Origin of the sequence: Rhodococcus sp. NPDC056960, assembly GCF_042674125.1 — a bacterium.
Taxonomy (GTDB): Bacteria; Actinomycetota; Actinomycetes; order Mycobacteriales; family Mycobacteriaceae; genus Rhodococcus_F.
Genome location: NZ_JBHURF010000011.1, coordinates 1 through 14,937, shown reverse-complemented (window position 1 = coordinate 14,937; position 14,937 = coordinate 1). Strand labels below are relative to the sequence as shown.

Here is a 14,937-nt window from a genome sequence, read left to right as displayed (position 1 = left end):
GGTCTCAGGCCGAAGGGCTGAGGTAGACGGTTTTTTCGGCTTGGTAGAACTGCATCATCGAGTCCCCCGCCTGTTCCTTGTGGGTCTGGGTGCTCGAGGCCTTGTATCCGCCGAACGGCGCGTTCATGCTCATGCCGGTGGTGGGCTGATTGATCTTCACCAGACCCGATTCGGAACGGCCGGCGAAGGCGAGCGCCCGGGTCACGTCGTTGGTGACGATTCCGGCGCTGAGCCCGAATTCCGTGTCGTTCGCGAGTGCGACCGCCTCGTCGAAGCCGGCGGCCCGCAGGAAGACCAGCAGAGGCCCGAACACTTCTTCCGTGACCACCCGCATGTCCGGGCTGCCACCGGCGAACACGGTCGGGGCGGCGAAGTAGCCGCGGCCTTCGGCGAAACTCATTCCGCCACAGACCATTTCGGCGCCCTCCTCGCGGCCGATCCGGACGTAGTCGAGGAACTTCGCGAGCTGCCCCGCGCTTGCAAGAGCACCCATGCCCGTCCCCGGGTCCGCGCCCGGGCCGACGGTGATCTCTCCGGCGAGTTCCACCACGCGGTCCAGCAACCGGTCGTGGATCGCGTCCACCGCGATCACCCGGCTTGTGCCCGTGCACGCCTGCCCGGACAATCCGAAGGCGCCCTTGACGATCAGCGCGGCCGCCTTGTCCACGTCGGCGTCGTCGAGGACCACGACGGGGTTCTTGCCGCCCATCTCGAGTTGGCTCCGGCGAGACGGACCGACCGCCGCGTGGATCGCGCGCCCCACCCCGGTGGAGCCCGTGAACGTCACGGCGCCGATGCGCTCGTCCGCCGCGACCGCGGCGCCGGCGCGACCGGATCCCTGGACCAGCGCGAGGGCCCCGGCCGGAAGTCCCCCGGCCAGCAGTGCCTCGACCAGTCGCTGTCCCATCAGCGGCGTCAGCTCGGACGGTTTGAACACCACGACATTTCCCGCGGCGAGGGCCGGTCCGAGCTTGCGTGACGGAATGTTGAGCGGGAAGTTCCACGGGGTGATGGCCCCGACGATTCCGACGGGTTCACGCAGGGTGATGACCAGTCCCTCGCCCGGGGTGGGATAGGTGCTGCCGGTGGTCCGGAGGGCCTCACCCGCGTAGAAGCGCAGGTTCATCGGCGTGCGACCGACTTCCATGGTCGCCTCCGCCCGGGTCTTGCCCTCCTCCCGGACGAGTTCGGCGACGAGTTCGGCTGCCCGCTCCTCGAGGTGCGCGGCCGCGCCTTCCAGAATCGCGGCGCGGCGCTCCGGGGGCGTCGCGGCCCACTGCGGCGCCGCCTTGGCCAGCGCGCTGACGGCGGCATCGACGTCCGCCTCGGTGGAATCCGGGAACACGCCAATCACGTCGTCGTGGTCGGCGGGATTACGCCGCTCGAACACCTCGCCCGAGGACGACGGAACCCATTGCCCGTCGATGAAATTCAGTCCCTCGATCATGACACCGTCACCAATTCCTCGTCGTCGTCCATCAGGTCGAACAGGTCGACGCTCTCGTCCGCCAACCGGGCCGGTGCGATCGCCCGGCCGATCAGTTCCCTCGCTGCGCCGATCTCTTCGCCGCGGTCGAGTGTGAAGGCGCCGCGCACCACGCCGCGGTCCAGATAGAAGGCAGTGAACTCGCCGTTCTCGGCGCTGCCGCGGAATACCAGGTCCGTGTAGGTGGCGGCACCGGCGAACTGGATGTTCTTGCCGAACTGATCGGACCAGAACCAGTGCGCGGGGTCCACGACCCCGGCGCGTCCGAGCATCAGGTTCGCGGTCGCGGCCCCCTGCTTGCTCGCGTTGTCGAAGTGTTCGACGCGAACGTGCCTGCCTGCTGCGTCGGAGAATCGGGCCGCCACGTCGCCGGCGGCGTACACGTGCGGAATCGACGTCCGCCCCTGCGCATCCACGAGAATCCCGCTGTCGACGGCCAGCCCGGAGGCCTGCGCGACCTCGACGTTGGGGACGATCCCGATCCCGACCACCACCACGTCGGCCTGCAGCACCTCCCCGTCGGCGAGGGCGATGAGCACGCCGTCCGGCCGGGTGGTCACGGCGTCGACGCGGACGCCGCCGCGGACGGTGACGCCGTTCTCCCGCTGCAACCGGGTGCAGACGTCACCCATCTCGGGTCCGAGAATCCGGGCGAGAGGCACCGCGTCCGCTTCGAGGACGGTCACTTCCACACCGAGAGTGCGTGCGGTGGCGGCAATTTCGAGTCCGACGAACCCGCCGCCGATCAGCACCAGCCCGACGCCGGGGTGAAGCTGGGCGGCGAGCCGTTCGGCGTCGTCGATCGTCCTCAGGTAATGCACCCGTTCCGGCGCGGGGCCGGTCACCGGCATCGTGCGCGGCCTGCCGCCGGTCGCGACGAGCACGGCGTCGGCCGCGATGCTCCGCCCGTCGGACAACTCGACCGACCCGCCACTCGCATCGATCCGCGTCACCGCCGTCCCGGTGAGGAGTTCGACGTTCTGCTGGTCTCGCCACAGTTCGGGCAGGAGCATCAACGATTCGCGATCCCCTCGCCCGGCGAGGAATTCCTTGGACAACGGTGGGCGCTGATACGGCGCGTGCGGTTCGTCGCCGACGAGGAGGATCCTGCCGTCGAACCCTCGGCGCCGCAGGGTGCGCGCCGCGACGGCAGCGGTCTGGCCGGCACCGATGGTGACGATGGTGTTCAGCGTCATGGTGTCACTCGCTCTCTCAGTCGACTTCGGCCTGCGAAGTCGCGGTCTCGGCGTAATCGGGGCTGCGGGTGAGATCCACGTAGACGACGTCGTCCTCGACCTTCACCGCGTAGATCGGCTGGCACAGGTCCTGGTCTTCCTCGTAGCCGGTGTCGAGGTCGAACGCCCACTGGTGGCCCGGGCAGATGACGCGCCCGTGCAGCAGTGTGCCTTTCGCCAGCGACCGATCCTGATGGACGCACAGATCACGGAAGGCGTAGATCCGGTCGTCGGTCTGGAACAGGGCAATCGCGGTGTCCCCGGCCTCGACTCGAAGCTTCCGGCGGCGGCCGAGTTCGCGCACGGTGACCAGCCGGGTCCAGTTCGTCTCCATCGTTCTCTCCTGTCGGGCGAGATGCCTGCGTCCGGAGGGGCCCGGTCCGGGCCCCTCCCTTCGCACGGTCAGGCGGTCGCGAGCGTGAGGTCCGGTGCGACGTACGTGTCGTAGAGACCCTTCGTGTACGAGAAGCGCATCTCGGCTCCCCACTGCACGAGTTGCAGGCAACGCTGCTGCAACTGCGGGGTGTCCGCGTGGTCGAGCACGATCTGGTATCCGCGCTCACCGTGCACGACGTCCGATGTGATGTGCAGGTCGAAGAACTCGATCTCGTCCTCGGTGAATCCGTACACCTCACGCAGCGGGATGATCTGCTTCTTGTAGATGCTCGGAACCTGCGACTCGAGTCCGACGACGAGTGCTGCGGTGGCCACGACGAAGTGCTCGCGCTGAGACACTGCATAGCACCACGACTGCAGTCCGCGGGTGATCGCGTTCATGTTCGAGGGATCCTCGACGCGCTCCTTCGTGGTGCCGCACGCCTCGGCGAACTTGATGAGGAGGTCGGTGTGCCGGATGTCGGCGAGTTCCTCCTCGTACATGTTCTGAAGGGTGAAGTCCTTTGCATTGGTGAAGTTGTCGGGCGTGTTCGAGTAGATGTTCGCGAGGTAGTCGGCGAAGGGTCCGACGTAGTGGTAGTGGTTCTCGGCCCACCGCGCGAAATGGTGCTTCTCGAGCTTGCCCTCGGCCCACGCCTTACTGAACGACGCGTTCTTCGCCTCGCGGCCCTTGATGGCGTTCTCCAGAGCTGTGCGGAATTCGTCCCTGCCCAGTAGTTCGGTCATGATGTGCCTCGTCTTCCTCTGAGTTGAGAATGATTGGGGGATGCTCCGACTGGAGTGAATTCGACGGTATCGACTCGTGATCGGCGCGACCACGGTCGAAGTGACTGCGCCGGTGGGGTTTCGATGTGCACATTGTCGGCACATCGTGGAGATCTCAGCTGGGCACTACCGCGAGCGCGTCGAACTCGGCCAGCATCGCCGCCCCGACTGCTTTGTCCTGCTTGCCGTTTCCACCACTGATGCCGATGCCGCCGACGATCTGGCCGTCGAAGACCAGCGGAAATCCGCCGACGAACACCGCGAACTTGCCCGGCAGCATGTGGCTGATACCGAATGCCTCGTTCCCGGGCAGCGCGGGACCGTCGGGGGCCTCGTTGAACAGGTGCGTGGCCCGCTCGTGGCCGGCCGCTGTGAATGCCTTGGCGATCGCGATGTCGACGCCGGTGAGGCGTGCACCGGGCAACCGGTGCAGGGCCAGCACGTTGCCGCCGTCGTCGCAGACGCACAGGGTCTGTTTGACGCCGATTTCCTCGGCCTTCGCGCGTCCCGCGGCGAGCAGTGGGAGTGCGTCGTCGAGGGTGATGCGGTGAACCTGATGCATGGTCTTCTCCGTTGCGTATTCGGGAGGAAGTGATGCACCGATTTCTATCACCGGCATCACCGGCAGAACATGGTCAAACTATCCGGCAATTTGGAGGAAATCGGGGCATAGTGCATAGGCAGTGCGGGAAGGCGGACCGCCATACTGCACATCCGACACACCCGAGGAGGGTCGGTAGTGGACGACACCACGACACCGGACGCGGACGACGAGCGGCTGTCGCTGCGCGGCCTGCTGGAAGAACCCCTGCTCGCGTCGGCCCGGCTGCTGTCCGGCACGGATGCCCGGCGTGGTCCGGTGACGTGGTGCCTGCCGTGGGACGAGGTGATGAGCCGACCCGACTCCCTCGCCGAGGTCGCCGTGTACACCCGGCCCGAAACCCTGTCCGCACCCGGTCGTGAGCTGGAGTCGCTGGTGGCGCGGGGTGCCGGCGTCCTCCTCGTCGACGGGTCGGCGCCCGCCGGCACCATCTGGCCGGCGGGACTGACGGTCGTGGAACTGGGATTTCCCGTCGGGTTCACCGCCCTCAACCGGCTGCTCGCCGAGCGCGCACTCACCCAGGAAGCGCACGTGATGCGTTATGCGCTCACCGTGCATCAGTCGCTCGCGGGGTTGCTGCACCGTGGGGCGGGCCTGCCGATGCTGATTCGCGAGGTCGCGGCGCTGACCTCGGACGTCGCGGTCGCGCTGGACGTCCGGGGGCGCCTCCTCGCGCACGCCGGACTTCCGGACACCGAGGACGCGGGCACCGTCGCCCTGCTCGAAGCGCTCGCCCACGCCCTGCCGCGGTTGGAGGAATCACCGCCGGCACGGATGCACAACGTTCACGTGATCCGCCTGGAGCATCCGGACGGACTGTTCGCCCCCACCACGGCGGTCGCCGGTGCGATGCAACTGGCCGGCCGCTACGAGGGCTGGGTCGTGGTGATCGTGCCCGGGGCGAACCCGCGCAGGCACGACCTCGCTCAGCACCGGGTGGTCGTCGAGCAGGCCGGGACGATCATCGGCACCGAGATGCTCCGGCAGCGCAGCGTCGACGAGGCCGAGGAGCGGGCCCGGGGCGACTTCGTGCAAGCCTTGGTGCACGGCAACTTCGCCAACGACCACGACCTGCGCACCCGGGCAGCACTGCACGAGATCGATCTGGACCTGCACTACATCGTGTTCGTCGCGCCCGGTCTCGTCGACCGGGCGGCGGGACGGCCCGGCGCGAGCATGGTCCGGCTGGCCCGGTACGCCGCCGGCGTACTCCCGCGTCCGGGCATACGTTCCCACGTCACCGTCATCGGCGACGTGCTCGTGGTGATCCGATCCCTCAGTTCCGCCGACACCCCCGGCGTCGAATCGGAGATCGGCGAGTATGCGCACGCCATGGCGCTCGATCTCGAAACCCGTTTGGGCCAGCGGATTCCCGTGGCCCACGGACGCCCTGCGGCGGGCGCCCGCGACATCGGGGAGAGCTACCGCGAGGCCCGCATCACGCTGGGCATCGCCCAGCGGCTCGGGCTGTCCGGTTCGGTGGCCTACAACGACCTGCGTGGGTTCAGTGTGCTCGCCCGCGCGACCGACACCGACGAGAGCCGGCGGCTCATCCGCGACGTTCTCGGCCCCCTCCGGGCGTCGAGTGCACACGCCGACACCGAGGAGTTGCTGTTCGCCTACCTCGAAGAAGGCGGCAACATCAACGCCGCCGCGCGCCGCCTCCGGATCCACCGGAACACGATGATCGCCAAGCTCGATCGCACATCGCGGCTCGTCGGCATGGACATCCGGGAACCGGAGAATCAGTTCACGCTGTGGCTGGCGCTCCGTCTCGATCTGCTCTCCCAGGTTCAGGACACCGTCAACCACGAGATCGTGCCCCGCTAGACGGTCACCGGGTCCTCACCGATGAAGGTCGCGGCCAATCCGGCGAGCACGACGAGGGCCGCCACCCCGAACAGCAGCCCGTACGGATCGGCCGCCAGGTGCGCGGCCACGCCCACCCAGGCGGCGCCCACGGCGGAGCCGCCGAAACGGATGAGGTTGAACAATCCCAGACCCGTACCCACGGCCCCCGCGGGCGATCGGGTCGAGCCGGCCGCGGCGGGCGTCTGGACCATACCGATCCCCAGTCCCGCGACGACGAGCACGGCGCCGACCGCGATCGGGTTCCGGACGTCGGCAGACAACGTGATCGCCAGTGCCACTTGGCTACCGATCAACACCGCCAGACCGGATCGCATCACCACCCGTGCCCCAATCCTGTCGACGAGACGACCGACGACGGGTGCCACGCACGTCATGACGACCGGCAGCACGAAGAGCATCAGCCCGGCCTGCGTGGTCGAACTGCCCGAGCCCGTCAGATAGAGCGGAAGCGCCAGTAGCAGAGCCCCCAGCGCGAACATCTGGGTGAACGCAGCGAGAGCGCTACGCAGGAAACGTGATTCGATCACCAGGTCGATGGGCACGAATGGGTTCACCGCCCGTCGACAATGGACCACGAACCCAGCGGTCACGACGACTCCGCCGCCGATGGTCGCGATACTGACCCAGACGGGAACCTGCTCCTGTGAGACGGTTGTGAGGCCGAGGATCAGCAGTATCGCGCCGAGTGTGACGCTGAACGCTCCGATCACGTCGAGGCGCATCTTCTTGCCGGGGTATCGCGGGATGTAGCGGAGGGTCGCGGCGAACCCGAGCAGGGCGACCGGCACCAGCGGCACGAATGCCCACCGCCAGCCCCACCAGTCGCTGACGATTCCACCCATGGACGGCCCGACAGCCTGACCGATTCCGTTCACCGCCGCCCAGGCGCCGACGGCGCGCGCTCGCCGCGCGGGGCCGAACAGCCACGCGATCAGGCCCATGACCGCGGGCGCGAACGCGGCGGCGGCGATCCCGCCGAGCGACCGCCAGATCACGAGCACGGGCAGAGCAGGCGCGAGCGCCGCGCCGAGTGAACAGACCGCCGTTCCCAGCAGGGCGGCGCAGTACACGCGTCGGCGGCCGAACCGGTCGCCGACCCACCCGGCCAGCGGCATCGTCGCCGCGAAGGTCAGGAGAAATCCGACGACGACGAAGATGCCGCTGCCGAGGCCGGCGTCGAAGTCCGTGAGGATCGCATTCAAGGGGACGTTGACGATGTTGTTGCTGACCGTGCCGACGAACGTTCCGGCGAGCAGTGCCGCCAGCGCGGGCGACGTGCCGGGTCCGCGTTCGTCACCCGCGGTTGCACTCCGAGCCTGACCGACCGCCGTGTTCATAGAGCCCGCTTTCATCCGAGAATTCGCGTTCCGGCGATGCCGATTCTCGCCGGAAACCTTGCCGCACCTCGCTCGCGAAATATGGTTAGGCAAGCCTAATTATGAACACAGGATTCCGTGAGACGGCTTGTGACGAGCATTCCTTTACTTGCGCGTGACAACAAGCAATCCCAGCGAAAAATGCCGGGCACAATGCCCAAATACGCTGGTTGTCGATGTGCACTCTGGACGTTGACCCTGGAAAACGCCCCGCGCAGTATCACTGCACTGTGACTAGTGCCACTAGTCTGTACCTATTTCGAAGGGGCGCACTGTGGATGTAAGTCTCACCGCCGCACATTGGGTGTATCTCGGAGGAATCATCGTCATCCTCGGGACGATGCTCATGCGGAAGAACATCGTCGTCCCCGCCGTCATCGGCACGTTCCTGACCGCCTTCGTGTTCTCAGACAGCCTCGTCACCGGTCTCGCGTCGATCTTCAACGCGAGCCTCGTCGCCGCCCGCGAGCTGTTCAACATCTTCCTCATCATCTCGTTGGTGACCGCGATGCTCGGCGCCCTTCGGCAGATGGGTGCCGACCGGTTGATGGTCGCCCCGTTCCGGCGCGTCATGCGCGGCGGCACCAGCAGCTTCATCGTCCTGGCTGTCGTCACCTACACGATCTCGCTGTTCTTCTGGCCCACCCCCGCGGTTCCGTTGATCGGTGCCGTCCTCATCCCCGTCGCCATTCGCGCCGGCCTTCCGCCGATGGCCGTCGGCATGGCGATCGCCATCTGCGGGCAGGGCATGGCGCTGTCCTCGGACTACATCATCAAGGTGGCGCCGGGACTGTCGGCGAAGTCCGCGGGAGTCGATCCGGACGTCGTCGCGGACCGTGCCCTCGTGATGTCCCTGATCGTCGGCGTCACGGCCCTCCTCATCGCCTACTTCACGCAGCGCAGGCACATGCGCCGCCCCGCCCCGGAACTGCTCACCGATTGGGAATCCCGCGCAGAGAGCGACTTCGGCAAGCCCGGCGGCGGCGCGAGCGACCCACGACCGGCCGACACCACGACAACCGTCGGTTCCGGCGCAGTCGCGACCGGATCCCCGACGTCCCCCGCGTCCCCCACGACCGTTCTGGCCGCACCCGTCACGGCGTCGGCGCGGCAGGTCATCGACGAGACGTTCAAGAGCATTCGTGCGGCCAAGACTTTCGCCGTGCTCGTTCCCACCGCGTATCTGGCGTTCATCGTCTATCTCCTGGTCGGCAAGTTCACCGACCTGGTTCCCGACCTCAAGGGCGGCGACGCGGCGGCCATGGTGGGCGGCATCGCCGCGCTCATCCTGTTCGCCGCTGCCGCGACCAACGACAAAAAGGGCTTCCTCGAAACGACGTCCGAGCATCTGATCGACGGCCTCGTCTTCGCGTTCAAGGCAATGGGCATCGTGATCCCGATCGCCGGATTCTTCTTCATCGGCAACGGTGACTTCTCAGCGGCCATTCTGGGACTTCCCGCGGACGCGACCGGTCCGACGTTGCTCTTCGACCTGGTGAACGCCGCACAGTCCCACCTGCCGCAGAACTCGCTCGTCACGTCGTTCGGAATCCTCGGCATCGGGATGATCGCGGGCCTCGAGGGCTCCGGATTCACCGGGCTCCCACTCACCGGTTCGCTGTCGGGAGCGCTCGGCCCTGCAGTCGGGATGGACCCCGCAACCCTGGCTGCGATCGGCCAGATGGGGAACATCTGGTCCGGCGGTGGAACGCTCGTCGCCTGGTCGTCGTTGATCGCGGTGGCCGGTTTCGCCCGGGTTCCCGTACTCGAACTGGCCCGGAAATGCTTCGTTCCCGTGGTGTCCGGCCTCGTCCTGTCCACCGCGCTGTCCGTGCTGATCTTCTGATCCCACGCCGGCCTCGGCGGGTGGTGTGTCCCGCCGGGGTCATGCGCGCAGGCGATCCGCATTCTCGAGGATCGCGGCGCGGAGAGCCTGCTCCGGTTCGCTGAGAACACTGCGTCGGGCCTGCAGCACGAATTCGACGTCGACCGCGGGCCCCCAGTCCTCGCGCAAACGCATCCGCACCGGGACCAACCCGGCAGGGGGCAGGGTCTCGGCGTGGAATACGACGCCGAGACCGGCGAGGCACGCGGCGCGGAGCCCGTTCAAACTGTCGGTCACACAGGCCATGCGCGCACCGCGCCCGGACTTCTCCAGAACGTCGAGCGCCGCTTGCCTCGTGATCGACGGCGGCGGATACGCCACCAGAGGCACCGGCCCCTCGGTGTCCAGAACGAAATCGGGTGCGGCGAAGAAGGCCAGCCGGTCGGTCCACACGAGCTCTCCGTGCCGATCTCCGCGGCGACGCTTCCCGAAGACCAGATCCAGGCTGCCCTCGTGCAGTTGCCGGAACAGCACTTCGCTCAATGCGACGGTGAGCTCGAGATCGACGAGCGGGTGGCTGCGGCGGAACTCCCCCAGGATCCGAGGGAGTTCGTGCAGGACCAGATCCTCGGACGCCCCGAACCGGACGCGTCCGCGCACACCGGATTGCGTGAAGTAGCGCTCGGCGTCCGAATGCCGTTCGAGTATCGAGGTCGCGAAACCCACCATCACGGAGCCGTCCGCGGTCAATTCGACCGAGTGTGTGTCGCGCAGAAACAGGCGCCGACCGGCAGCGATCTCCAGCTTTGCCACGTGCTGGCTGACCGTCGATTGCCGCAAATTCAGACGCCGGGCCGCGGCGGTGAAACTGCGGGTGCGCGCCACCGCCAGAAAGCTCCGAAGGTGCACCGGATCGAACATTACCCATTGCTATCACGATTTGGCATTACAGTAAACGCGACTATCGTCTTTCGGAATATCGGCAGCGTGCCTAGGGTTTATCACATGCTGACGAAGATCCCGCTCCTCGGACGACTCGATCCCTTCATCATCGGCATCCTGATCTCTGTCGGGATCGCCAGCCTGGTCCCCGCGGACGGCGCTGCCCTGACGGGGTTCACCTGGGCCACGAAGGTGGCCGTCGGAATTCTGTTCTTCCTCTACGGCGCCAGACTGTCGACTCGAGAGGCGCTGCACGGCCTGCGGCACTGGCGTCTGCACGTCACCATCCTCGCGGCGACGTTCGTGATCTTTCCCCTGCTCGGAATCGCCGCGCGCGTCCTGGTGCCGACGGTCCTGACGCAACCCCTGTACCTCGGCCTCCTGTACGTCTGCCTGTTGCCGTCGACGGTCCAGTCGTCCATCGCGTTCGTGTCCATCGCCCGCGGCAACGTGCCCGGCGCCATCGTCAGCGCCTCGTTCTCCAACATCCTCGGCATCGTCGTCACCCCGCTGCTCGTCGCGTTGCTGATGACGAGCGAGGGGGCGGGTTTCGACGCGTCCTCCGCGATCGGCATTCTCGTCATGCTCCTGCTCCCGTTCATCGCCGGCCAGGCCCTGCGACGGTGGATCGGGCCCTGGGTGAAGGCGCACGGCGCGCCGCTCAAACTCGTCGACCGAGGGTCCATTCTGCTGGTCGTCTACGTCGCGTTCAGCGAAGGCATGAACGAGGGCATTTGGGGCACGCTCTCCGTCGGCCGGTTGCTCGCACTGCTGGCGGTGTGCGCGGTGTTGCTCGCGCTCGTCCTGTCCCTCACCTGGTTCGGGTCGAAGCGGCTCGGTTTCGACCGGGCCGACCAGATCACGATCACGTTCTGCGGATCGAAGAAGAGCCTCGCCACCGGGCTTCCGATGGCCACCGTCCTGTTCGCCGGTCAGCCGATCGGTCTGATCGTGTTGCCACTCATGCTGTTCCACCAATTGCAGTTGCTGGTGTGTGCATGGATGGCGGGCAGGCTGGCACGGCGCGCCGCGTCCGAAGAATCGGAACTCGCGACGACGTCGCGCTAGCCGGGACTCAGTTGGCCAGCACCGCCTTCAGGAAGGTCTTGGTGCGCTCGTGTTTTGGTGCGGTGAAGATCGTCGCCGGGTCGCCTTCCTCGACGATCCGGCCGGCGTCGAACATCATCACCCGGTTCGAGACGTCCCGAGCGAATTGCATCTCGTGCGTGACGATCAGCATCGTGATGTCGGTGGTGCGGGCGACATTCCGCAGTACGTCGAGGACGTCGGCCACCAGTTCCGGATCCAACGCCGACGTGACCTCGTCGAGCAGCAGGATGTCGGGGTCCATCGCCAAGGCTCGCGCGATCGCGACCCGCTGTTGCTGACCACCGGACAGTTGCGTCGGATGCGCGGTCTCCTTGTCCGAGAGCCCGACCATTTCGAGCAACTCACGTGCGCGCTTCACCGCAGCGGCCTTGTCGAGTCCGAGGACGTGGATCGGCGCTTCGGTGATGTTCTCGATCACGTTCATGTTGGGAAACAGGTTGAACTGCTGGAAGACCATGCCGATCCGGCGACGTATCCGACGGGTGTACTTCTCCGACGCCGGGACGAGTTTGTGTCCCTTCTCCTCGTGCGTCAGGCGGTCTCCGTCGACCCAGATGACTCCGTCGTTCACCTTCTCGAGCGTCATCACCAGTCGCAGGATGGTCGTCTTGCCCGATCCGCTCGGACCGATCAGGGTCACCCGGTCGCCGCGTGCGACCTGGAAGTCCAAATGGTCGAGCACGACGTGGTCGCCGAATTGCTTGACGACGTCGTCGAATCGGATCATCGGGGTTGCTGCGCTCGCATCATCGGGCAAGACGTCTCTCCAATCGCCGTATGAGCAGGGACGTCGGGTAGCTGGCCAGCAGGAAGATCACACCTGCCAGGGTCAGTGGTTCGAGGTACTGGAAATGCCGGGCGCCGAACTGCTGCGCTGCCGTCACCATCTCCACCACCGTGATCGCGAACAGGAACGGCGTGTCCTTGAACATCGACACCGCGTAGTTGCCCAGCGCCGGGACGACGCGTCGGATGGCCTGCGGCAGGATGATCGCCCGCCACGTCCGGGTGGGCGCAATCGACAACGCCCGCGCCGCCTCCCACTGCCCGACGGGCACCGCTTCGATCCCTGCCCGGTACACCTCCGCCATGTACGTCGAGTAGTGGATTCCGAGTACCACGACACCGATCTGCAGCGGCGACAGTCCGGTGAACGTGTAGTACACGAACAGCAATTGCACGACGAGCGGGGTGAGCCGGATGAACTCACTGATCGCACGGACCGGCATGCCGACCCACCGCGGTGCGGCCTGCCGGATCAGCGCGATCACCAGTCCGAGGACGACGGAGATCAGAAACCCGAGAACGGTGGCGATCAAGGTGATCTTGAAACCGTCGAGCAGCACGGGCAGAGCCTCGAACGCACGATCCCAACTCCATTGCACGCTCATCGCTTCGCGACCTCCAGTCCCCGGGGATCGGAGGGGGCGAGGCTGAAGATCTCACGCAGCGACGGTCCGGTGCCGAGGCGATTCTTGGCGCGCACTTCCAACGCGTTCATCAGCAATGTCAGGACGTAGCCGATGACGAAGTAGATGACGAGCCCGACGCCGAACGCGAAGAGGGTGTTCCCGGTCGTCTGCCGGAGCTGGTCGATCTCGAAGGTCAAGTCCTGCAGAAGAATGTAGCTCGCGAGCGCGGTTCCCTTGAGGAGCTGGATCAGGAGGTTCGTCAGTGGGGGAATCATCTCCGCCCACGCTTGCGGGAGGACCACCCGGCGCAGCCGCTGCCAGTGGCTGAAGTCCAGCGCCGTCGCTGCCTCCCACTGCGACTGCGGCACAGAGTTGATGGCGCCGCGCACCACCTCGGCTCCGTAGGCGCCGTAGTTCAATCCGAGCGCGAGGATCCCGCACAGCACCGGATCGAGGAGATAGCCGAAGAGAGGGACCACGTAGAACAACCAGAACAGCTGCACCAACAGCGAAGTGCCTCGGAAGAATTCGATGAATGCGCGCGCCGAGCCCCGGATCACGATGTTGTGCGCACGTGCCGCCAGCCCGAGGGCCAGCGCAAGGACGAAGGCCAGGAGGGCACCGCCCGCCGTCAGTTCGAGCGTGACGACGATGCCCCCCTGGATGCTCGGCCACGCATCCAGCAGAGCGTCGATGTTCTCCCTCACAGGCAGCGGACCAAAGTGCTCAGCCGGCCCCGCCGCAGAGTTTGGCCGTCGTCAGATTCGGGTCGGGCAGTTCCTCCGCGGTGAATCCGAACGGTCCGACGATGGACAGGTACTTGTCCTTGTCGGAGGTGATCTTCGCGAGTTCGGCGTTGTAGGCGTCCCTCAACTCCGTGTCCTCCTTACGGAAGACGGTGCCTCCCGCACCCACCTGGGGCACCCCGTCGATCACGGCGACGAACGAGTTGGTGACCTCCACCGGGACCTGCGGGTTGTTCTGCGCCAGCCAGTTCAGCGAGATTCCGGTGAGCGCGAAGACATCCGCTCGTCCGTTTGCGACGGCGTCCATTCCGTCCTGCGGTGACGCCACCTGCATCGCGTCGATCCCGAGTTCCTGCGCGTAGTCCGATTCGATCGCCCCGGTCATCGCGGCCATGCGCACTCCGCTCTGCTGCACCGACTGCATGTCCGTGAGGTTCGCGGGATTGCCCTTGGGGACCATCAGCGCGGTCGTGTAGTTGAACTCCGGCTCACTGAACGCTGCCTGTTCGCATCGTTGAGGGAGGATCGACATGCCGGCACTGACGACGTCGAAGCGCCGAGCCTGCAGTCCGGGGATGAGCGCGCCGAAGTCGGTGCTGACGCCTTCGACATTGTCGATGCCCAGGTTCTTGAAGATTTCCCGGTGCAGCGCCACGGTGGCGCCGGTCAGCTGTCCGTCCTGCTCGAAGCTGTACGGCGCTTCGCCGGCGAAACCCACGGTCACCGTTCCGCTGTCCTGCAGCTGCTGAAGGAGAGATCCGCCGCTGGACGTGTCGGTCTTCGTGCACCCCGCCAGGGAACCGGCCGCCATCACCAGGCCGGCGAGGGCGACAGCGGCTCTAACCGTCGGACCTTGTTTCGACATCGCGCTCGTCACCACAGATTCCCTTCGTCACCTCGGGTGATCCGGGAGGGTGCGCATGCACGGCACGATCCCACCGGATCTGCCCGGGTCACGTTACGCAGGCGAACGACTCGCCATAGGCGAACCGTGGGGACGTTACCTCAGCGTTATCAAGCAGAGGTCCGATTAGGGTCTATAGAAATGCCGAAAGCCCCCCAACGGTGTTGGGGGGCTTTCGGTAACGGATGTTCGGCGGTGTCCTACTCTCCCACACCCTGTCGGGTGCAGTACCATCGGCGCTGGAGGGCTTAGCTTCCGGGTTCGGAA

Annotated in this window: 14 protein-coding genes; 3 read left to right on the top strand and 11 right to left on the bottom strand. The window is 66.4% G+C overall.

Going from position 1 to position 14,937, the window contains the following annotated elements:
- Positions 1–4 precede the first annotated feature (4 nt).
- The 5 genes from ACFTWF_RS18530 to ACFTWF_RS18510 all read right to left on the bottom strand — a co-directional run bounded on the left by ACFTWF_RS18530 (position 5) and on the right by ACFTWF_RS18510 (position 4,444).
- A complete protein-coding gene (locus tag ACFTWF_RS18530) occupies positions 5–1,447 on the bottom strand; it encodes an aldehyde dehydrogenase family protein (protein ID WP_378462655.1) in 1,443 nt (480 codons plus the stop codon).
- A complete protein-coding gene (locus tag ACFTWF_RS18525) occupies positions 1,444–2,682 on the bottom strand; it encodes an NAD(P)/FAD-dependent oxidoreductase (protein WP_378462654.1) in 1,239 nt (412 codons plus the stop codon). The genes ACFTWF_RS18530 and ACFTWF_RS18525 overlap by 4 nt, the downstream gene beginning before the upstream one ends.
- Positions 2,683–2,698: 16 nt before the next feature.
- Positions 2,699–3,055, bottom strand: coding sequence for a Rieske (2Fe-2S) protein (locus ACFTWF_RS18520; protein WP_378462653.1), 357 nt, complete (start codon positions 3,053–3,055; stop codon positions 2,699–2,701).
- 68 nt (positions 3,056–3,123) lie between these two features.
- Positions 3,124–3,843, bottom strand: a complete 720-nt coding sequence (locus ACFTWF_RS18515) for a TenA family transcriptional regulator (RefSeq protein ID WP_378462652.1) — start codon at positions 3,841–3,843, stop codon at positions 3,124–3,126.
- A gap of 154 nt (positions 3,844–3,997) precedes the next feature.
- On the bottom strand, positions 3,998–4,444 hold the full coding sequence (locus ACFTWF_RS18510; protein WP_378462651.1) for a heme-binding protein: 447 nt from the start codon (positions 4,442–4,444) through the stop codon (positions 3,998–4,000).
- Positions 4,445–4,621: 177 nt separating this feature from the next.
- On the opposite strand from ACFTWF_RS18510, the gene ACFTWF_RS18505 reads away from it, so the two are divergent.
- A complete protein-coding gene (locus ACFTWF_RS18505) occupies positions 4,622–6,313 on the top strand; it encodes a PucR family transcriptional regulator (RefSeq protein WP_378462650.1) in 1,692 nt (563 codons plus the stop codon).
- On the opposite strand, the gene ACFTWF_RS18500 is transcribed toward ACFTWF_RS18505, so the two are convergent.
- Entirely contained in the window at positions 6,310–7,692 is a 1,383-nt protein-coding gene (locus tag ACFTWF_RS18500; protein WP_378462649.1) for an MFS transporter, read from the bottom strand. The genes ACFTWF_RS18505 and ACFTWF_RS18500 overlap by 4 nt on opposite strands.
- A gap of 313 nt (positions 7,693–8,005) precedes the next feature.
- On the opposite strand from ACFTWF_RS18500, the gene ACFTWF_RS18495 reads away from it, so the two are divergent.
- A complete protein-coding gene (locus ACFTWF_RS18495; protein ID WP_378462648.1) occupies positions 8,006–9,577 on the top strand; it encodes a hypothetical protein in 1,572 nt (523 codons plus the stop codon).
- A 39-nt stretch (positions 9,578–9,616) separates the two neighbouring features.
- Here the strand turns inward: ACFTWF_RS18495 and ACFTWF_RS18490 are convergent, their stop codons facing one another.
- Positions 9,617–10,477, bottom strand: a complete 861-nt coding sequence (locus ACFTWF_RS18490) for a LysR family transcriptional regulator (protein ID WP_378462647.1) — start codon at positions 10,475–10,477, stop codon at positions 9,617–9,619.
- 84 nt (positions 10,478–10,561) lie between these two features.
- Between ACFTWF_RS18490 and ACFTWF_RS18485 the strand changes: the two genes are divergently transcribed.
- Complete coding sequence (locus tag ACFTWF_RS18485; protein ID WP_378462646.1) at positions 10,562–11,566, top strand: bile acid:sodium symporter family protein; 1,005 nt, start codon at positions 10,562–10,564, stop codon at positions 11,564–11,566.
- A gap of 7 nt (positions 11,567–11,573) precedes the next feature.
- Here ACFTWF_RS18485 and ehuA read toward each other — a convergent pair whose 3' ends face one another.
- Genes ehuA through ehuB form a run of 4 tightly spaced genes read right to left on the bottom strand, consistent with a single transcriptional unit; the run spans position 11,574 to position 14,631 of the window.
- Positions 11,574–12,335, bottom strand: coding sequence for an ectoine/hydroxyectoine ABC transporter ATP-binding protein EhuA (gene ehuA, locus ACFTWF_RS18480; RefSeq protein ID WP_378462893.1), 762 nt, complete (start codon positions 12,333–12,335; stop codon positions 11,574–11,576).
- A 19-nt stretch (positions 12,336–12,354) separates the two neighbouring features.
- Complete coding sequence (gene ehuD, locus ACFTWF_RS18475; RefSeq protein WP_378462645.1) at positions 12,355–12,999, bottom strand: ectoine/hydroxyectoine ABC transporter permease subunit EhuD; 645 nt, start codon at positions 12,997–12,999, stop codon at positions 12,355–12,357.
- Positions 12,996–13,727, bottom strand: a complete 732-nt coding sequence (gene ehuC / locus ACFTWF_RS18470) for an ectoine/hydroxyectoine ABC transporter permease subunit EhuC (RefSeq protein ID WP_378462644.1) — start codon at positions 13,725–13,727, stop codon at positions 12,996–12,998. The genes ehuD and ehuC overlap by 4 nt, the downstream gene beginning before the upstream one ends.
- Before the next feature lie 19 nt (positions 13,728–13,746).
- A complete protein-coding gene (gene ehuB, locus ACFTWF_RS18465) occupies positions 13,747–14,631 on the bottom strand; it encodes an ectoine/hydroxyectoine ABC transporter substrate-binding protein EhuB (RefSeq protein ID WP_378462643.1) in 885 nt (294 codons plus the stop codon).
- Positions 14,632–14,937: the final 306 nt, after the last annotated feature.